We start from the raw sequence: 20,503 nt of genomic DNA, 5'->3' as shown, positions 1-20,503 counted from the left end.
TCGTTGTAGAGATTATGACTCAATCAGTTATCTATTATTCTTCGTCAGGAAGTGGCTGCGCTTCTGCATTAACCGAAGCCTCGTCAGGAAGGTCATCTAAGTTATAGTGTGCACGAATTTGTTGCTTAATCGCATCTTTTACGGCTTCATTTTCTTTCAGGTACAATTTCGCATTCTCACGACCTTGCCCCAATCGTTCCTTATTGTAAGAATACCATGAGCCGCTCTTTTCAACGATATCGAGATCCGCTCCAATGTCGAGAATTTCGCCTTCTTGGGAGATCCCTTGTCCATACATAATGTCCACTTCAGCTTGTTTGAAAGGAGGTGCAACCTTGTTTTTCACGACTTTAATTCTTGCTCTGTTACCTACAATGTCATTCCCTAGTTTCAAAGCCTCAGCACGACGTACTTCTAAGCGTACAGAAGCATAGAATTTAAGTGCACGCCCACCTGGTGTCGTTTCAGGATTGCCGAACATAACGCCTACCTTCTCACGAATCTGGTTGATAAAGATTGCCGTTGTCTTAGACTTGCTGATAGCTCCTCCCAATTTTCTCAACGCTTGAGACATCAAACGCGCCTGCAAACCAACATGCGCGTCTCCCATTTCGCCTTCAATTTCCGCTTTTGGAACTAATGCAGCAACGGAATCGATGACAATAATATCAACTGCTCCACTACGCACCAACGCTTCGGCAATTTCAAGAGCCTGCTCACCGGTATCCGGTTGTGAAAGAAGTAGTTCATCAATATTAACACCAAGATTTTCTGCATATACCGGATCCAATGCATGTTCTGCATCGATAAACGCAGCTTGTCCGCCACCTTGTTGTGCTTCAGCGATCGCATGCAGTGCAACTGTTGTTTTACCTGAGGATTCAGGACCATATATTTCAATAATTCGGCCACGTGGATAACCACCGACACCCATTGCTATATCTAAAGCCAGTGAACCGCTTGATACTGTTGATACTCGCTGTTCCGGCCGTTCTCCTAATCTCATAATCGAACCTTTGCCAAATTGTTTTTCGATCTGGCGAAGTGCATTGTCGAGTGCTGCTTTTCGTTCATTCTTTTCAGCCATTATCGTGGTTCATCTCCTTCAACATTCTCTTATGCTATCATACCTTTTTTCAAAAAAGAGCACAAGTGTTCTGCGAATATTTATTCGCTTTTTTTCTATGTTAAAATCTTTCGGTGTTGCTTTATTGATTCTAGCTATGTGTTCGCTTCCATCGACGCCTCGCGAGCCTCATCGATGTAGTCTCGCTGGCGCCAATCAATGATCCCGCAGGCGTCTCCCACATTATCTTTTAATCAGAAAACAGCATGAAAATTGAACATAATTATTGATTAAGTAATGGAAGTGTTCTCAAATGCCTTCTGACAAGATCATAACCAGTCTTAGCCGATTGTGTTCTGATCTTTTGGCGTGCTCCATTGAACTGGAATCGATAACTTTGAGTCTCATGAGCGTCACTGAAACCAATATAAACCGTTCCAACTGCTTTTCCTTCGCTCTTGTCCGGCCCGGCAACACCAGTAAAAGATAGCCCGATATCTGAATGGCATAACTTCCGAACAGATTCTGCCATGTGCTTTGCACAGCGATCACTAACCGCGCCATCACTTGCTAAAACCTCAGAAGGTACATGTAGAAGATCTGCTTTGACTTGATTTGTATACGAAACTACCCCACCCTTTAGCACAGAAGATGCTCCTGGAATACCAGCCATCCAATCAGCAGCCATTCCTCCGGTCAGGCTTTCTGCAAAAGCGATCGTTTTCTTTTGATCTACTAAGAGTTTAAATACAATCTCAGGCAGTGAATCTTCGTTATAGCCATATAAAAATTGGCCAACACGAGAATCAATTTCTGCTTCAATTTTGTCAAGCATTGCATTTGCTTGCTCAACCCGTTCGTGCTTCGCTGTCAGTCTCAGCGTCACTTCACTCTCTTTTGCAAGTGGAGCAATGGTTGGATTGGATTGTGCATCAATGAGATCGATAATTTTGGTTTCGAGCTGAGATTCTCCAATTCCAAAGAAACGGAGAACACGGGACTGTATATGCTCATTATTACGGCTGGCTAGATAGCCACTGGCAAAATCAAGAAACATTGGTTTCATTTCTGAAGGTACACCCGGCATCAGTAAGTATAAATGATTCTCTGCATCAACAATCATACCCGGTGCCATGCCATGGTGATTGGGCAATACCTGGCTACCTTCGATAACAAGGGCCTGTTTCTTATTATTCTCAGTCATTTCACGGCCAGTCACTTTAAAGTATTCAAGAATACTATCCATAGCTTCCTGATCAGTGACCAGCTTCCTTCCGAGTACTTGAGCAACAGTCTCTTTTGTCAAGTCATCTTTGGTCGGACCAAGGCCGCCTGTAAAAATTAATAGATCAGCCCTTGTTTCCGCTTTTTTGATCACATCAATCATTCTGGCTTCATTATCACCGCATACGGTATGAAAAAAAACATCAATACCCAGTGTAGCTAAATGCTCAGATATAAATTGAGCATTCGTATTAGCAATCTGCCCAAGAAGCAGTTCTGAACCGACTGCAATAATTTCCGCATTCATGTGCAAGAACTCCTCTCATGCGTTTTCAGATCTAGTATTCTCTCACTATTATCAGGCACACAGGCATGGAGCGCAAGTCCGTTCTCCTTATTTAGAGCGAAGAATAATCTCGCTGTTTTTGTAAAAGTAGTCTACACCCGAAATGACAGTTAGGAGGACAGCTACCCAAAGGATGATCTGATCGAGCGGAAAACCGTTCAAACCAAATGGAACATTATTAAACAAAAAGAGGATGATCGCAACCATTTGCGAGAACGTCTTCCATTTGGCAATTTTGCTTGCTGCGATCACTTCGCCTTCCTCAACAGCAACAAGGCGCAAACCGGTAACAGCAAACTCCCGAGCCAAAATTAAGATGACCATCCAAGATGCCATTCTTCCTAGACCCACAAAGGAGACAAAAGCACTCATCACAAGCAATTTATCAGCGAGTGGATCAAGCAGTTTCCCAAAATTGGTCACCAATTGATAGTTACGTGCAAGCTGACCATCAAGCCAATCTGTGAATGAAGCGAGAATAAAGATGACTGCGGCGATCAATTGAGATACAGGGAGATGGTAAATTCCCGCACTCAATGTACCCAAATGAATCGGAGAAAGAAGGAAGATTAAAAAAAGTGGAATCATAATCATGCGTGATACAGTTAATTTATTAGCGATATTCATCAACAATTCCTCCTATTCTGTTCTTGAAACTATGAATAAACAATGACGGTTAATTCCATTAGAAACTTAGTATAATCCAAAAAAAGTGAGCCACCACAAAGGCTGGCCCATTAGAAAGAAAGCAATTACTTAGTGTAGTTGATAATCAAATGCTGAACAGTAGCCGTGTTTGAAAATTTCACTGTTTTACCATTAATTTTGAACACCGTACCTGGTACATTTCCGAATTGAATGTTTAATGTTTGTACATTGGTTGCGTCAAAACGATAGGATTTCTTACCATTTGCCGCCACTGTACCTTGAGCAATAAGCTTACTTGTTTTTGCGTCAGACGCCATGAACCAAGCCGGACGATCCGTCTTTGCCGTTACTGTAACAATGAATTTCTTTGCGCCGGATAAGGTATATGTGGTCGTAGAACCTTGTACCTTCTCCTGCTTCATTTTCTGTGTTGTAGATGAAGCGTCTGAAGAACTGCTTGATGTGTCCGAATTTTCCGAAGATGAGTTGCTACTGGATGAAGTACTGCTCCCTTTATATTGTACCGCATTTCCATTGCTCTGATCTGCACTTGGATTGGTACGATTCCCTGCAAAATGCGTGACAAGAATGTACACAATCATGAGTGCGATTAGTACAAATACAAGTACAATAGCTTTATTAACAAACGATGACCAATTGCTCGCGCGAACAGCATTACGTCGCAACGGTTTCGGCGTGCGATCTGCTTCACTCCCGTCAGGCGGCATCGTTCGCGATTCTACAGGTTGCCTATTAATACTAGGCATGTCGCTAGCATATTGTTCCGATAAACTTTTGAAATCTAAGTCTACAGCCTCAGCATAGCTTTTTATAAAAGCTCTAGTGTAGAACTCACCAGGTAACTGGCTGAAGTCGCCTTCCTCGATTGCTTTGAGATAGCGCTTTTGAATTTTTGTTTCCTCTTGAAGAGCGTCCAGAGACAAGTTTTTCTGTTCACGGGCTTCCTTAAGAGCTTGACCAAGTTCACTCAATCCTAACACCTGCCATTATGAATTTGCATCAGGCCATGAAAAATCCTGGATATTCGGGATGCTCCCATATGTTGTTTCTTCTTTGCGTTGATTGCGGAGTTCGATAATAGAGTCAAACATTTTATTTGAAAACTTAGTTCCTCTCACAAAGGTATCCGGATGCTCAATAACCTTAGTGACAGGAAGCCTCATCAATTCACGATAAGTGCCCAATGACTTTCTGACCTCATCCTTTGGGACAACGCACGATCCAATAACAAAAAGATGATTTTAGGTACGTTGATCCTTAGACAGTTCCGCTCGAACCGCCTGTTTCAAAAGTGTTGATGAGACAAACTGCCAGCGCTTATTAGCGGATACACTGGCTCTAAAGTTGACTCTGACTTACCAACTCTAGGAAGTCCTCAAATTCCGAGCAGAAGGTGGATCGGCATTTTAAACCATTCGGTCATAAACTCAACGAGAAACTAATTTCATCCCGTGAGAACCGAAATGTTTCACACTCACCGGTGTCCCTCTCGACGTATCGGCCATGACAAACAGCCAGTCTGTCACCTATGGTTGTCTGCCGTACTTTTGTCAGATGAGTGGTTTCCAATGATGTTTAGACGGTAGAAATTCTTGATTCTGCAGATCATCACATGATGACACAAGTCATCCATGACGCTCGTCATCTACATCGTTTAGTGTTAAACTATTTATTCCAAGTTTGCCAAGAAGTGAGGACACTTCACCAAGTAATCCTGGCCTGTTGTTATGTATTTCGTACTCAAGAGCCCATTCTTTACCGTCGAACATGAAGTGACCCCCTTCGCATCCACCTTTGTCACACATATCTTCTTGGCAAAATTTTAGAATGAAACGTCCAAACCCCACCTGTACGATCTAAGGAGTCTCGCATCCTTTTCGCTCGAATTAATCATCCACAAAATCCAGAAAAATCATGTACAAATCAATACTCACGTTACTAATATTATCATATCTTTACTCTTTTAACGATACGATAGCGAAAAAAAAGAGACACTACGGATCCAATACCTAAAGGTTAGGTCTTATGGACCAAATCCAGGTTTTGTTCCAGCACGTGCCTCTTCTTTTGTATTAATGAAAGTCAAAAAATCATCATCAAACAAATTATTGTGATGATTTTACAGGGTCCGAAGTCACCATTTTCATCATCAGTCGAGCAAGGACAAGACGTTCCGGTTCCGCAGCAACCGACCACAAGTCTTTAAGCACACGATCCTGATCATTTTTCGGATCAACATTTTCACTTAGATAGTCCCCGATTTTCTTTGCGAAACTCGTAATCGTGTCCTCGCTCATACCAAGGTTTTCTGCTTGCTCAACGCGATCGCCGAGAAAATCTTTCCACCGATTCCAGTTGTCAAAAATTGACATAACAATTCCTCCTTTTATCGAAATCTTTATTAGGTTTCCAAAGATCACGAATTTTAACCAAAAGAAGAATGTTAACAATACCACGCTCCATTGATTGACACAATTTGACCACTGATGTAGCTCGCTTTGTCACTCATCAAGTACTTGATCAACGAGGCCACTTCATCAGGCTGAGCTAATCGGCCCATCGGAATCTCTTCTTTGACATATTCGATATCCTCAGGACTGAACAATTGCATCATCGACGTATCTACTGCACCTGGAGCTACAGCGTTAACTGTTATTCCGCTTGGTGCAACTTCTTGGGCAAGTGCTTTTACAAATGCATTCTGCCCTCCTTTGACCATTGAGTAAAGCACTTCCGTTGAGGCACCCTTCAACCCCCAAATTGAAGAAACCAACACGATGTTTCCAGCTCTTGCTTGGATCATTGGTTTGATTAAGTCTTGCAGGAGACGAAACGGACTCGTCAGTTGCAGCTGGATCATTTTTTTTGTCGTCTCTAATGGTGTGTCTTGAAACAAGTTAATCTCACTAAATCCACTTGCGTAAATAACACCGGTCACGGGCTTGTCCATTTGCATCAGTAATTGATCCGGACCCTTTTCACATGAGAGATCAGCCTGGAGACAAGTGAATGTCTGGCTTGGATAATTTTCTTGAAGTTTTTGCGCAAGCTTTTCAACAGCTTTTTTTGAATTATTATAATGTAAATAGAGCGATGCACCGGCCTCTGCCAATGCTTCTGCAGTTGCACTGCCAATCGCACCGCTCGCACCTGTGATTAAGATTAATTTTTGCATGGGAACAACTCCGATTTGGTTGACATTGGTTTATCCTTCTCTTAGCGTCCGCTCACTTCATCACTCTGTTTTGGCACAAGAACAGACCGTGGTTTGCTGCCTTCATAAGGCCCAACAATATGTCGTTCCTCCATGGCATCAATAAGTCGAGCAGCCCTTGTATAGCCGATTCGAAAACGACGCTGCAACATGGATACACTTGCAGTCTGCATGCCAACAACAAGTTGAACAGCATCATCAAAGAGCTCGTCCTCAACTTCTTCTTGAGGTTGCTCCGGCTGTTCGGTCGGAATCATATCTTTTCGATAATTTGCTTTTTGTTGGCCAATTACATGGTGAACAACTGCTTCAACCTCGTCGTCAGAAAGAAATGCACCTTGTATGCGCACCGGTTTTGATGCACCGATTGGCAAGAAAAGCATATCGCCTTTTCCCAGCAGCTTTTCCGCACCACCGGAATCAAGAATTGTACGCGAATCCATCATCGATGAAACGCTAAACGCAATCCGTGATGGAATATTGGCTTTGATGACACCGGTAATAATGTCAACAGACGGTCTTTGTGTCGCAATAATTAAATGGATTCCTGCCGCACGCGCCATTTGCGCAAGTCTAGTTACAGTCTCTTCTACATCTTTGGAAGCCACCATCATCAAATCAGCAAGTTCATCAATGATGACCACAATATAAGGCATCAATGGTTGTTTTTCCTCATGCTCCTGATTAAACTTTCGCACAGCTTCATTATAGCTTTCCAAATTCCGTGTTCCGCTCTCAGAGAAAAGTTCATATCTCCTCTCCATCTCGCCCAGCACATTTTTCAATCCTTGTGCTGCTTTTGCCGGATCGGTTACGACCGGAGTTAATAGATGAGGAATACCATTATATACATTGAGTTCAACCATTTTAGGGTCGATCATGAAAAGTTTGACTTCACTTGGTTTGGTTCGCATCAATAGGGTAATAATAATACCGTTTATACAGACACTTTTCCCACTCCCTGTTGCGCCTGCAACAAGCAAGTGTGGCATTTTATTTAGATCAGCAAGAATGGGTTCGCCCGAAATATCTCGACCAAGACCAATTGTCAATTTGGAATATGCTCTTTTGGCATTTTTTGACTCTAATACTTCGCGAAGGCAAACCATAGCTACTTCTTGATTTGGGACTTCTATACCTACTGCCGATTTTCCAGGGATTGGTGCCTCAATTCGAATATCTTTCGCCGCTAAAGCAAGTGCCAAGTCATCGCTAAGGCTGAGAATTCTGCTCACTTTTACACCGGATTCCGGATATACTTCATATCTGGTTACCGCAGGTCCAAGATGCACTTCTTTAACTGTTGCTCGAACACCAAAACTTTCAAAGGTTCTTTCCAATGTTCGTACATTCTCAGCAATGTGTTTTCGTTCATTATTTTGAGCATTTTTCCCAGGCATGTGGAGCAACGATAACGACGGTAACTGATAATCTGCATTTTCAACAGGCAATTGGGTAAAATCCGGTGTCACCTCATCATCCTCATAGTCATCAACAGATAATTGCTTGCTATCCGTAGCCGGCGACACATCCATCGGGTCTAACGCTGTATCATTAAAATCATGGATCTCAGGTTCAACAGATCTTGTTTCCAGCGGATCTTGCACATCTTGTGGTTTTTCCTTATGTTGTTCCGGTTGACGATCTGAGGTAGGCTTTCTTTTACGTTCTCTTGAGAAAAGTCCGACAATCGATGCTTTCCCATGCGCCGCATTTTTTTTAATCGAACGGAAGAGCCCCCCAAATAATTTTTTCGTCATGTCTCGGAGTGAATGTCCTGTAATAAGAATGACGGAAACCATAAATAAGAATGCAGTCATAAAATAGGTTCCTGTTGTTGAAAATAGGAAATAAAAAAAGGCAAACCCAACAGCCCCAATTAATCCGCCGCCAAGCCCTTGACTCGGAATCTCACCCGACAATTCTCCGCGAAACAATAAAAATGTGTTATAAATTACTGAACGGTTTTGCCAAACATTTGCTTGTGAAAGAGACTCGAATAAGCGCACATGGCTGATCAACAGCAATGTAAAAGTGAGCAAATAAACGCCCGATAATCTTCTCGTAAAAAAAACAGGTTGTTTTCTAAATAAAATATAGTAAACCGAGAGGACAAGGAAAAACAAAAGAAGTAGAACCCACCAGTCACCAGTAAATAGGCGTGCAGCTTCCTTAATCACTTCCCCGGCAACACCCAAACTGCTAATACCAATGCAGGTGAGCGCAAACATGCACAGTCCGCCTACTTCATAAATAAGGGTTTCTTTCCACCCTATACTCGCACGTGTTCGCTTTCTTTTTTTCTTTGCCATTGTTCACTTGCACCTCAACATTTTCATACGTATTCCAAGTATATTGTTCTTTTAATGTACTCTAATTAACTGTTTTTGGCAAAGCATGACCTATAGGACAACTCTGAGAACAATCAAACCGCGCCCCTTTAAAAATTGAGAAAAACCGCGCAAAAATATCGCACAGTCCCTACTTCTCCAGGATGCTGTAGCTTTTGCGTTGCATTTGCTTTTGTCCGCTTCGCTTGCTTGCATCAACTAGGACGGTCCCATAGGCGTCTCTCATCTTCTCACTATGTTTTTATGCAAGTCGCGCATTTATTTCTTGCCTACAAAAAAAGTGTCTCACAGTCATAAAATTGACTTTTGAGACACCTTCTTCTTAAAATTCCATGATAATTGGCAGTATCATTGGACGGCGTTTGGTTTTATCAAAAAAGTAACGGCTTAGCGAATCACGAATTCCACTCTTTAGCGATGACCACTCGGATACGTGCTGTGTCAATGATTTTGACAGCACTTCGGAAACAATATGATTAGCTTGATCGAGAAGATCTTCCGACTCCCGAACATATACAAACCCGCGAGTAATAATTTCAGGCCCTGCAAGAATTTTCTTTGTCCTTCTCCCCAGTGTTACAACAACAATGACTGTACCATCTTGGGAAAGCAAACGGCGGTCTCTCAACACAATATTTCCGACATCACCTACACCTAATCCATCAACAAGTAATTGACCAGCAGGAATAGAATCTGAAGATCTGGCTTCACCATTCGTAAACTCAACAACATCGCCTTTATCCAAAAGGAACGTACGACTTGCTGAAATACCCATTGATTCTGCAATATCTTGATGAGCCTTCATCATTTTGAATTCACCATCAATAGGGATCACATACTTCGGACGGGTAAGTTGAAGCATCAGTTTTATATCTTCTTCAGAACCATGTCCTGAGACATGGACGTCCTTACCAAAGACCACTTGAGCACCTTCACTCATTAATTGATCAATCGCATGGGTAACTGTTGTTTCATTACTTGGCGTTAAAGATGCAGCATAAATAATTAAGTCATCTTCTTTGAGTCTCAACTTTTTATGCAAGTGATTGGCAAGGCCGGTTAATGGAGTAAGAGGATCTCCATCTGGACCACTCGTTAGAATTGCAATATCTTCAGCAGGCTGTTTCAAAGATTTATCCCAGTTGATGAAAATATTCTTTGGGATATCAAGGAAACCGTTTTTCGCTGCAATTGAAATGACCCGATCTAAGAATTTTCCATCAATGGCCACTCTGCGGTGATGGCGTTCACAAGCATAAAGAAATTGTTGAATGCGATGAATGTTGGTTGCATGAATAGCAACGATTACACGGGCATCTGCAGAATACAGAATGTGATTAAAATGATCTCCAATAATGGAATCCGATTGTGCTTTTCCCGGGAGTTCTGCATGTTTGCTATCTGATAGTAAGCAGAGTACGCCTTCATCACCAATTTCCGATATTTTACTTATGTCTGTGCGAATACCCCCAACGGGCGTAAAGTCAAATTTATAATCGCCAGAATGAACGATATAGCCTTGGGCTGTTTGAATTGCAAAGCCAACTGCATCAGGGACACTGTGATAGGTTCGAAAACATTTAATGATGTGTTGTCCGACTTTCAAGTCTTTATCCGGGTTCAGTGTACTAAATAAATCCCTCGGGTAACTCTCTCCCAATTTTCTCAGGCTTTCCCAAACCAGTGCTAGAGTGAATCTCGTTCCATATACCGGAACTTTCAATGTTCTGAGCAAATAGGGAAGTCCACCGATATTTGCTTGATGTCCGTGTGTGAGGAATAATCCTCGTATTTGATCACGGCGCTCAATCAAATAAGATACATCAGGAATCACAGTATCGACCCCAAGCATATCTTCATGGGGATGCATTAATCCCGCATCAATAATATAAATGTCATGATTCACCTCAATGACTGTCATATTATTTCCAATTTCGCCAACGCCGCCCATTGCATAAATTTTCACACTTTCTTTCTTGGCATGTGACAATGGGCATTCCTCCTATTAAATTGAGCAGTCATCGCTATTGACCCGAACTAATCATTGTTTTTATTATACCCAATCCAAATTGCAAAGTACAATTTTTTATCATTCAATTTTGCCAATGTCCACCATTTGCGCGCGTTAGACAGATTTGCTTAGATCTATAGTTTTCAGATATGCTTCAGCAGATACAATTGCGCTCTGCAGTAATGCATCGGTGATCTGATCGATGACTAGGCTTGGTAGTTCATCTCCATTGAGTTGTTCAGGCAAATACGGTACGTGAATAAATCCGGCAAGTTTCGAACTTCTTGATTGCTTGAGTTGATGCATTAATTTATAAAAAACATGATTGCACACAAATGAACCGGCACTTTCAGAGAGCTCAGCAGGAATTCCTAATTGACGAATAGCGTTAACCATGTCCTGGACAGGAAGCGTAGAAGTATAGTTCTCAGGCCCATCATTGGCAATTAACTGATTCTTCAAAATCACTCCTTCATTGTCCGGATTTTCGGAATCACTTTTGTTCACTGCATAGATTTCCGGGTTAATCGCATGTCGGCCCCCTGCTTGTCCCACAATAATGATAACCTCAGGACAAATAACACGGACAGAAGCGAATAACCGATCTGCCGCTTCGCTATACGAAACGGGAAGCTTGGTTGCAAAGAGTTCGACATGATCCGTTGCCTGTATCCCATCCAGACGTCTCACAGCTTCCCAAGATGGATTGAGATCACTTCCCCCAAATGGTGCGAAGCCGCCTAATAATACTCTCATTCATGATTCCTCCAGATATACAAAAATTAAAGGTGAATAGAACCGATTGTGTTCTCATTCACCTTCATCTCTATTTCATTTATTTGCTAATTCCTAAACTCAAACTTCTCTTTAAAGCTTGATATACATTTGTCAGTGATGTATGTTCCTCTTCTGTGAGTTCCACCATTGGCAAGCGAACACTACCCACTGCAATGCCGAGATCATTGAGTAACGCTTTCACAGGTGCAGGACTCGGTACTGCAAACAGTTCCCGCATGAATGGGAGCATCCTTTGATGCTGAATTGCTGCTTTTTCAATTTGACCGGATCTAAAGTTGTTCATCATCTGTTTCATTTCTGGAGCAATGACATGAGATGAAACGGAAATCACACCATGCCCTCCTATAGCAAGTATAGGTAGTGTGAGTCCGTCATCTCCGCTATATAAATGAAAATGCTCATCGGTTCCACTAATTATTTCAGCCATTTGATCTAAATCCCCACTTGCTTCCTTCACAGCTACAATATTTTCTAAATGTGAAAGTCGAATGATTGTTTCAGCAGAAATATTTACTTTAGATCGGCTTGGAATATTATACACAATGATTGGAACATCAACCTGTTCGGCAATCGCTTGAAAATGTGCATAGATTCCTGCCTGATTCGGCTTATTATAATAAGGAGCGACAACCATAATTGCATCTACGCCCAGCTTCGCAGCTTCTTTAGAAAGGGCAATGGAAGCACTTGTATTATTGCTTCCAGTTCCAACGATCACTTTAATACGTCCATCCACCACTCGAACTACATGTTCAAATAAAGCTAATTTTTCTTCTTGTGAAAGTGTTGGCGATTCACCGGTTGTTCCGGCAACGACGACACCATCCGAACCCGTTTTGATCAAGTGTTCCAAAAGATCACTGGTCCTCTTTAAACTTACTTTTCCATTCTCATCAAAGGGGGTGACCATCGCAGTTAGTAATCGCCCAAAATCCATTTATCTCACTCCTGTGTAGGATGTTGTAAACTTTGTTCTTCTTGTTCCTTATCAAGGCGAAAAGCCTTGTGAAGCGCATTGACTGCATTCTTCATATTCGCCTGTGCAACAAGGACCCAAATCGTATTATGTGAATCCGCTGATTGTAAGATCTGAATGCCTTGCTCCGTGAGTGCATTTACGATCATCGAAGCGACCCCAGGTACACCAGCCATTCCTGCGCCTACTGCAGATACTTTTGCACAGCCTGGCTGCACTTCCGGATGATAACCTTTATTCTTTAATATTTGAACGGCGCGTTCGGTTGCTTGTTCGCTCACCGTATAAATCACACCATTTGGACTAATATTAATCAAGTCCACGCTGATCCCTTGTTCCGCCATCGCTTTGAATACTTTAGCCTGCAAGTCGAATTCATTTTTACCGGCGCGAACTCGAATTTGTGTGACATCGCGAACATAGGTAATCCCGGTTACCGGACGCTCCACAAGATCCTGTCCCCTACCCGCACGATTCATTGTCGTTACAATTGTTCCTAATTCATCGGACATTGTCGAACGAATATGAATGGGGATTTTTGCCGTCATGGCGATTTCAACAGCTCGTGGGTGAATGACCTTTGCGCCCTGATAAGCGAGATTACATACTTCATTATAAGTCAGTACGGACAAGCGACGTGCATCACTGACAATTCGAGGATCAGCGGTCATCACCCCGTTTACATCAGTAAAAATATCGATCCATTCGGCATCTACTGCCGCACCTAGTGCTGCAGCAGATGTATCACTGCCGCCTCGTCCAAGTGTTGTGATTTCTCCATCAGCTGTTTGCCCCTGAAAACCGGCAACCACAACTGCATCACATTCTTCTAATCTTCTGAGCAGTGGAGCAACTTTCATCTCAATAATCTTTGCTTCATTAAAGGCATGATTCGTTCGGAATCCTGCTTGAGCGCCGGTCATTGCTTCTGAATGAATGCCTGCACGTTTCAGTAAATTTGAGAATACAATCATTGAAATGGTTTCGCCGCAAGACATCAAGATGTCCTTTTCACGAGCCGAGCTCTTATTGTTACCAAGAAGTCCAAGCAGTGTATCGGTCGCATACGGATCTCCAGTTCGCCCCATTGCAGATACAACGATGATGACTTTGTATCCTTTTTCAACTGCTTGCACCACATGATGAACCGCATGTTCCCTCATTTGTTCCGTCTGGACAGAGGTTCCGCCAAATTTTTGTACAATGATTTTCAAACATTTCCACCCTCTCACATAAGGGAGACCAGAATAAGCCAGACCTCTCCATTCGAAACTTTACTCAGCCTGGCTGTATCGGTAACTCTCAGATCTTAACAATACCAAGCTTAAGCAGACTTTCTGCAATTTGGACAGAATTCCACGCAGCACCTTTTAGTAGATTGTCCGAGACAATCCACATATGGAAACCGTTTGCTACATCAGGATCACGTCGGATACGACCAACAAATACTTCCTTTTTCCCTTCTGCATTGACAGGCATTGGGTATATTTGATGTGCCGGATCGTCTTCTAAGACAACACCTGGTGCATCGGAAAGTAAATGTTTCAAGTCGGATGCAGTTACATCGGATTTGTCGATCTCAATGTATACCGATTCTCCGTGACTAATGCCAACGGGCACCCGTACGCAGGTTGCGGAAACCTTAATCTCCTGATCGTCCATTATTTTTTTTGTTTCATTAATCATTTTCATTTCTTCAAATGTATAATCATTCGGCTGGAACAGATCGATTTGCGGGATCGCATTGAATGCCATTTGAAAGTGCTTCTTATCGCCTTTTACCGGCATGATCGCCGTTTGTACTTCGTTTCCGTCCAGTACATCACGGGACTGGGTTTCAAGCTCAGCAATCGCTTTTGCTCCTGAACCCGATACTGCCTGATAGGTCGAAACGATAATTCGATTTAGTCCAAATGCTTTCCGAATCGGTTCAAGCGCAGCAACCATTTGAATCGTTGAACAGTTAGGATTGGCGATGATTCCGTGATGCTGAAACAGTGCTTGTTCATTCACTTCAGGGACAACAAGAGGAACATCTTTCTCCATACGGAAAGCACTTGTATTGTCAACGACGATTGCGCCTCGTTTTGCAGCTTCAGGTGCAAGTTGCTTAGAAACGGAACCACCGGCACTGAACAAAGCAATATCAATTTTTTCAAATGATTCGGGCTTTGCTTCTTCGATTGTCCATTCTTTGCCGCAAAAAGTTACTTTTTTGCCTGCAGAGTGGATCGATGCTAATGGTAACAACAATTTAACCGGCAACGGAGAACTCTCAAGCATTTGGAGCATTCGTGTGCCTACTGCGCCGGTAGCGCCAACAACAGCTACATTCAACCCTTCTGATTTAAGCAAAACCATCTCTCCTCTATTTAACTTAACTGTTTTTTTCCTATTATTATATAATCACTGGCGGCCGAAAGAAAAGGACAATTATGAAAAATGTCCTTTTTACCGCACTACAGTCTTATTTTATCATAATTGTTTCAAGAGAGAAGTACTGATCAATCATTCACCTTTGTTTTTTCTAAAAGAATCGGTTGCTTTTGTTGTCCTTTAATTGCATTTTCTACGGTATCGACAAGCAGATACATATGGGAAACTAGTGAGTTCGGCTTATTAACCGGATCATCTTGCCCAAATGGAATAAAGTAGATATTTTTGGTTACAATCAGTTTCGCGATGTTTTGCAAATTCAATCCCAATCCATCATTTGTTGATACACCTAGAACTACTGGACTTCCATTACGCAGTGTCGCCTTAGCTGCCATGAGCACTGGACTATCTGTTTGAGCGTTTGCAAATTTGCTCATCGAATTACCGGTTAACGGGGCGATGACCATACAATCCAGCGGCTTTTTGGGGCCATAAGGTTCTGCATCGACAATTGAATCGACAACTTTCTGACCTGTTATTTCTTCAACTTTTTCTATCCAATCATTAGCTTTGCCAAATCTTGTATCCGTTGTTTTCACTGTATACGTAACAAAGACAGAAACCTTACATCCTTTTGCAATCAATTTTTCAACCTGGGGAACAACTTGACTATACGTACAATGAGAACCTGTGATACCAAATCCAATATGCTTGCCTTCTAAATTCATTATCCATCCTCCTCTGAGAACTTCTCAAGCAATAGCTCTGCAAGTACATTAGCAATAATTTTTCCAGCAGTTTTTGGAGCAACCATACCCGGTAATCCCGGTGTAATCATTGCTTTTATGCCTCTTTTTTTTGCATACCGAAAATCTGTTCCACCGGGCAGAGAGGCGATATCAATAATGAAGCTGCTGGCAGGCATTTTTGAAAGGATTTTACTCGTTAATACCATAGCCGGTATGGTATTGATACAAATCTCAGTATTTTCTACTTCTTTCTCCAAATCCTTGAGATAAAAAGCATCCACGCCCATTTCCGTTGCACGAGCAATTTGTTCCGGATTACGCGTACCGACTTTCACATAGGCACCAAGTGCATGAAAAGCACGTGCAATACTCATTCCCGTTCTCCCTAGTCCAAGAACCATAACATGAGCGTGATGAATCGTTATGTCTGTATTCTGAATGACCATCATTAATGTTCCTTCAACGGTCGGTATCGAATTATAGATGGCTACATCATCGCGAGCGAATAATTTAATGACATCTCGTTTTGTTTCTTGAGAAATTTTATCAAGATAGGGGGTTGAGATACCTGAGTAAATTGCGCAATGTTCCGGCGTTTCTGCAAGCCATTTGCTCGTCAGCTTCACTGTTTCATTTGAGAACGTGGTCTCGACGTTGCCTTCGGGATCAGTCCCGCTGACTGGAAGAATCAAGCTGTCAACATCTTTTGCGCTGATTTCATCCATGTTCACCTTGGCTGCTCCGTTAAAATTTCTTTCCAGCTGATCGAAACCGACAAGTGACAGATGTGCATCGAGTGCAATGCATTTATTAATCACTTCAATCTGTCGGGCGTCTCCTCCCATGATCACGATATGTCTGTTTGTCAGCATCGATTTTCCCTCCGCATGGGCTATTCCTCTTCCTTCGTGTATAGCCATAAATTCATTCAACACTTTATGGTATGACAAACGCCCTTTAGTGTGAAATCATTGGGCACAACAAAAAGACCCGAAATAAATGATTTCGAGTCTTCGAAAATAGCCAAACAAAGGTATCCGATATTTTTATTAGAGTGCAACAGGCATATGACCTGTTGGACTGACAACAGAACAAGAATAAGGCTTATCAAATATGAATTTGGATACTTGCTGTACATCCTCGAGTGTGACTTCATCAATACGTGCAATATTCTCATCGATTGAACGATCTCTACCGAGCACCAATTCATTCTTTGCATTTCTGCTCATGCGACTATTCGTACTTTCCAGCCCGAAAATCATGCTTCCCTTAATTTGGGCCTTACTACTCTCAAGTTCTTTTTCAGAAATGCCCTGGTCGACCATTGTGTGAATGGATTGAAGAATGGTCTCACCAAGTTCCTCGACCTGATCTGCACCTGTTCCACCATATATTGTGAGTAATCCGCTGTCCTTAAATGCAGTGTGGAACGAAAACACAGAATAGGCGAGCCCTTTTTCTTCTCGAATTTCCTGAAACAACCGGCTACTCATGCCACCACCAAGAACATTGTTCATCACCATCAGAGGAGCGATTTGCTCATTATTACTGCTAAATCCAGGAAAACCAAGACAGATATGTGCCTGTTCTGTCTCTTTTTTGCGTGCAATTTTCCCCGGGTTAAACGAAGGGGCACTCTGACGCTCCTCCGAATTCGGAATCTCGTAATTTGCAAAAATTGATTCTATTTCTTGAATAAGTTCTTCTTCAACATGGCCAGCAACTGAGATGACAATGTTATCCGGTGTATAGTGCAACCGCATGTGGGCTCTTAGATCTTCCGGGGTAAAATCCGCCAATGTTTGTTGCGTTCCAAGTATCGGATAGCCGAGCGGGTGATGTGCAAAACTCGTCGCACTTAATAAATCATGCACGAGATCGTCCGGTGTATCTTCATACATTTTTATTTCTTCGCCAATAACTTGTTTCTCTTTTTCTAAATCATTCGTGTCAAAACGGGAATGGAAAAACATATCCGCAAGGACACGCATTGCGAATCCGGCATCTTTATCCATCACTTTTGCATAATAGCATGTGGTTTCCTTTGAAGTAAAAGCATTCACTTGACCACCAATTTGATCAAATGCTTCTGCAATTTCTCGTGCATTCCGAGAGTCTGTACCCTTGAACAGCATATGTTCTATAAAATGTGAAATTCCATTGTTCGATTCGTGTTCAAATCTGGAGCCTGTGCCAACCCAAATGCCAATACTTACAGAACGCACCGTAGGCATCCTCTCAAGTAAGACACGGACTCCGTTTGCTAATCTTTTCTTTATGACCACAAATTAATCCCCCTGTTTCTCTTCTCATCCGATAAACTATGAAATTACTATTTACTATAGCACGATGAAAATAACCAGACAATGAGATTCGTTTTTTTCATCAAGATGCACCGTGAAGTTATCGGTATCTATAACAGAAATATATGAAAAAATAAAAAGATCATGATTCTACGTGCACATCCATTTTCAAAAAAAAAGAAGCAGGTCTCCCTGCTTCTCCAATTCTTGTATTTACGAGTGCGTGATATCTTGTTCCTCAGACTTTGTTTTTTCCTCGGTCTCTTGCAATACTTTATGGGACAACTTGATACGGCCTTGATGGTCAACTTCGATGACCTTCACACGTAATTGATCGCCAATATTAACAACATCTTCTACTTTCTCTACGCGTTTAGTATCGAGTTCAGAGATATGAACCAAACCATCGGTGTGACCAAATAAGGAAACAAATGCGCCGAATTTTTCAATCCGCTTTACTTTCCCAACATAAATTTCGCCTACTTTGGCAACACGAACAATGTTTTCAATAATTGTCTGTGCTTGCTTCCCTTTCTGCTCATCAATTGAGAAAATCATTATCGAGCCGTTTTGTTCGATATCGATTTTCACACCGGTCTCGTCTATAATTTTATTAATTACTTTCCCACTTGGGCCAATAACATCTCGAATTTTATTCGGATTAATGGTCATCTTAATGATCTTCGGTGCAAACGGGGAGAGATGATCTCTTGGAGCAGCAATGGCATCGAGCAAGGTGTCCAAGATCTTCAAGCGGCCCTCTCTTGCCTGTTCTAGTGCTCGGCTAAGAATGTCACGTGTGACACCGGATATCTTAATATCCATTTGAAGCGCTGTGACTCCTTTTTCAGTACCTGCACATTTGAAGTCCATATCCCCAAGTGAATCTTCCATCCCTTGAATATCCGTCAGGACAACGACGTCCTCACCATGTTTGACAAGTCCCATCGCAATGCCGGTAACTGGTGCCTTGATCGGAACACCAGCGTCCATCAAAGCTAGCGTACTCCCACAAATACTTGCCTGGGATGAAGATCCATTGGATTCGAGTACTTCTGACACACAGCGGATCATGTATGGAAAATCCTGTTCATCCGGAATGACGGGTGCAAGTGCACGTTCACCTAATGCACCATGCCCAATTTCTCGTCGTCCAGGAGATCGTGAAGCTCTCGCTTCCCCTGTACTGAACCCTGGAAAATTGTAATGATGCATAAAGCGTTTCGTTTCTTCAGCATCAAATTCATCGAGAACCTGCGCCTCACTTAGCGGTGCCAAAGTACAAATACTGAGTGCTTGCGTTTGACCACGCGTGAACAGTCCGGATCCATGTGTTCGCGGAAGCAAACCTACACGTGCAGATAATGGTCGGATCTCATTAATCGCTCGTCCATCCGGACGAAGCTGCTCGACAACAATCATACGTCGAACTTCTTCTTTCAAAATCGTATGGAGTACTTCTTCAACTAATGCAAGATCCACCGGTTCCTCTGCATCTACATTTTCAGCTTGAAAAACGGCGGTAACCGACTCGTTAACTTGTTGTATCGCTCGGTCACGCGCTTGTTTTTCTTGAGTTCGCATGGCCTGATTCAAGCGATCACCGACTAATTCCCGAATACGATTTTCAAGTTCCTGATCAGCCTTGAACAACTTCACGTGCATCTTTTCTTTTCCGTTTTCAAAGACAATCTGCTCTTCAAATGCAATCAATTGCTTAATTTGTTCATGAGCGAACATGATCGCATCGAGCATCACCTCTTCTGGGATCTGCTCAGCACCTGCCTCTACCATGTTGATGGCATCCTTCGTCCCCGCAACTGTCAAATGAAGGTCACTTTGTTTCTCTTGATCAACCGTGGGATTAACAATAAATTCGCCATCTACGCGACCAATGATAACACCGGCAATCGGTCCCTCAAAGGGAACATCTGATAAGGACAGCGCAAGTGATGAACCAAGCATCGCTGCCATCTGTGCACTGCTATTCAGATCAAGGCTGAGCACCATATTGCCAATCAATACTTCATTACGGAATCCATCAGGAAATAAAGGCCGAATGGGGCGGTCAATCATACGGGCAGATAGGGTTGCACGATCATTTGGTCGTCCCTCTCTTTTAATAAAACCGCCGGGTATTTTCCCAACAGCATACATCCGTTCATCATAATTAACCGTTAGGGGAAAGAATGAACCCTCCTTAGGTTCCTTAGATGCGGTCACTGTCGATAAAATCACGGTATCCCCGTAGTATACCAAAGCAGCACCATTCGCTTGTTTGGCTACTTCGCCGATTTCGATGCGCAACGGACGTCCCGCCCAATTCAACTGATACACTTTTTTATCTGTTTGCATACATCACACCTCTTTCCCTATGTTAAGATCTTCTCTATGTATCGAATGAGATCCTTTAAAGTCTC

General features: G+C 42.5%; 18 protein-coding genes and 1 pseudogene. All 19 read right to left on the bottom strand.

Annotation, left to right across the window (positions count from 1 at the left end):
* Positions 1-34 precede the first annotated feature (34 nt).
* The 19 genes and pseudogenes from recA to pnp all read right to left on the bottom strand — a co-directional run bounded on the left by recA (position 35) and on the right by pnp (position 20,438).
* Positions 35-1,087 carry a recombinase RecA gene (recA, locus tag NIE32_RS01350; RefSeq protein ID WP_253052215.1) on the bottom strand — a complete coding sequence of 351 codons (1,053 nt, stop codon included), beginning with the start codon at positions 1,085-1,087 and terminating at the stop codon, positions 35-37.
* A 262-nt stretch (positions 1,088-1,349) separates the two neighbouring features.
* Positions 1,350-2,597, bottom strand: coding sequence for a competence/damage-inducible protein A (locus NIE32_RS01345; RefSeq protein ID WP_253052213.1), 1,248 nt, complete (start codon positions 2,595-2,597; stop codon positions 1,350-1,352).
* Between the two features lie 87 nt (positions 2,598-2,684).
* Positions 2,685-3,263 (bottom strand): CDP-diacylglycerol--glycerol-3-phosphate 3-phosphatidyltransferase, encoded by a 579-nt coding sequence (gene pgsA / locus NIE32_RS01340; protein WP_253052211.1) that lies wholly within the window; start codon positions 3,261-3,263, stop codon positions 2,685-2,687.
* Positions 3,264-3,388: 125 nt separating this feature from the next.
* Complete coding sequence (locus NIE32_RS01335) at positions 3,389-4,285, bottom strand: helix-turn-helix domain-containing protein (RefSeq protein WP_253052209.1); 897 nt, start codon at positions 4,283-4,285, stop codon at positions 3,389-3,391.
* Between the two features lie 6 nt (positions 4,286-4,291).
* Positions 4,292-4,594 (bottom strand): annotated as a pseudogene (locus NIE32_RS14325) (DUF3388 domain-containing protein).
* A 130-nt stretch (positions 4,595-4,724) separates the two neighbouring features.
* A complete protein-coding gene (locus NIE32_RS14320) occupies positions 4,725-4,874 on the bottom strand; it encodes a DUF3388 domain-containing protein (RefSeq protein ID WP_354326783.1) in 150 nt (49 codons plus the stop codon).
* 56 nt (positions 4,875-4,930) lie between these two features.
* Positions 4,931-5,074 carry an ACT domain-containing protein gene (locus NIE32_RS14315; protein ID WP_354326781.1) on the bottom strand — a complete coding sequence of 48 codons (144 nt, stop codon included), beginning with the start codon at positions 5,072-5,074 and terminating at the stop codon, positions 4,931-4,933.
* A 336-nt stretch (positions 5,075-5,410) separates the two neighbouring features.
* Entirely contained in the window at positions 5,411-5,677 is a 267-nt protein-coding gene (locus tag NIE32_RS01325; protein WP_253052207.1) for a DUF3243 domain-containing protein, read from the bottom strand.
* A 71-nt stretch (positions 5,678-5,748) separates the two neighbouring features.
* Entirely contained in the window at positions 5,749-6,480 is a 732-nt protein-coding gene (ymfI, locus tag NIE32_RS01320) for an elongation factor P 5-aminopentanone reductase (protein ID WP_253052205.1), read from the bottom strand.
* A gap of 41 nt (positions 6,481-6,521) precedes the next feature.
* A complete protein-coding gene (locus NIE32_RS01315; protein ID WP_253052203.1) occupies positions 6,522-8,831 on the bottom strand; it encodes a DNA translocase FtsK in 2,310 nt (769 codons plus the stop codon).
* Between the two features lie 361 nt (positions 8,832-9,192).
* On the bottom strand, positions 9,193-10,860 hold the full coding sequence (locus NIE32_RS01310) for a ribonuclease J (protein WP_253052201.1): 1,668 nt from the start codon (positions 10,858-10,860) through the stop codon (positions 9,193-9,195).
* Positions 10,861-10,995: 135 nt separating this feature from the next.
* Positions 10,996-11,637, bottom strand: coding sequence for a pyroglutamyl-peptidase I (gene pcp / locus NIE32_RS01305; protein ID WP_253052199.1), 642 nt, complete (start codon positions 11,635-11,637; stop codon positions 10,996-10,998).
* Positions 11,638-11,716: 79 nt separating this feature from the next.
* Positions 11,717-12,616, bottom strand: a complete 900-nt coding sequence (gene dapA, locus NIE32_RS01300) for a 4-hydroxy-tetrahydrodipicolinate synthase (protein WP_253052197.1) — start codon at positions 12,614-12,616, stop codon at positions 11,717-11,719.
* Positions 12,617-12,621: 5 nt separating this feature from the next.
* Positions 12,622-13,869 (bottom strand): aspartate kinase, encoded by a 1,248-nt coding sequence (dapG, locus tag NIE32_RS01295; protein ID WP_253052195.1) that lies wholly within the window; start codon positions 13,867-13,869, stop codon positions 12,622-12,624.
* 88 nt (positions 13,870-13,957) lie between these two features.
* Complete coding sequence (asd, locus tag NIE32_RS01290) at positions 13,958-15,016, bottom strand: aspartate-semialdehyde dehydrogenase (RefSeq protein ID WP_253052193.1); 1,059 nt, start codon at positions 15,014-15,016, stop codon at positions 13,958-13,960.
* 143 nt (positions 15,017-15,159) lie between these two features.
* Positions 15,160-15,759 carry a dipicolinate synthase subunit B gene (locus NIE32_RS01285; protein WP_253052191.1) on the bottom strand — a complete coding sequence of 200 codons (600 nt, stop codon included), beginning with the start codon at positions 15,757-15,759 and terminating at the stop codon, positions 15,160-15,162.
* A complete protein-coding gene (gene dpaA / locus NIE32_RS01280) occupies positions 15,759-16,652 on the bottom strand; it encodes a dipicolinic acid synthetase subunit A (RefSeq protein ID WP_253052189.1) in 894 nt (297 codons plus the stop codon). The genes NIE32_RS01285 and dpaA overlap by 1 nt, the downstream gene beginning before the upstream one ends.
* A 177-nt stretch (positions 16,653-16,829) precedes the next feature.
* A complete protein-coding gene (locus NIE32_RS01275) occupies positions 16,830-18,065 on the bottom strand; it encodes a M16 family metallopeptidase (protein WP_253052187.1) in 1,236 nt (411 codons plus the stop codon).
* A 231-nt stretch (positions 18,066-18,296) separates the two neighbouring features.
* Complete coding sequence (gene pnp / locus NIE32_RS01270) at positions 18,297-20,438, bottom strand: polyribonucleotide nucleotidyltransferase (RefSeq protein WP_253052185.1); 2,142 nt, start codon at positions 20,436-20,438, stop codon at positions 18,297-18,299.
* Between the last annotated feature and the right edge of the window lie 65 nt (positions 20,439-20,503).

The sequence above is a fragment of the Sporolactobacillus kofuensis genome, assembly GCF_024125425.1.
In the GTDB taxonomy this organism is placed as follows: domain Bacteria; phylum Bacillota; class Bacilli; order Bacillales; family Sporolactobacillaceae; genus Sporolactobacillus; species Sporolactobacillus kofuensis.
The sequence above is the reverse complement of the archived record's forward strand: the minus strand, read 5'-3'. Positions and strand labels throughout refer to the sequence as shown.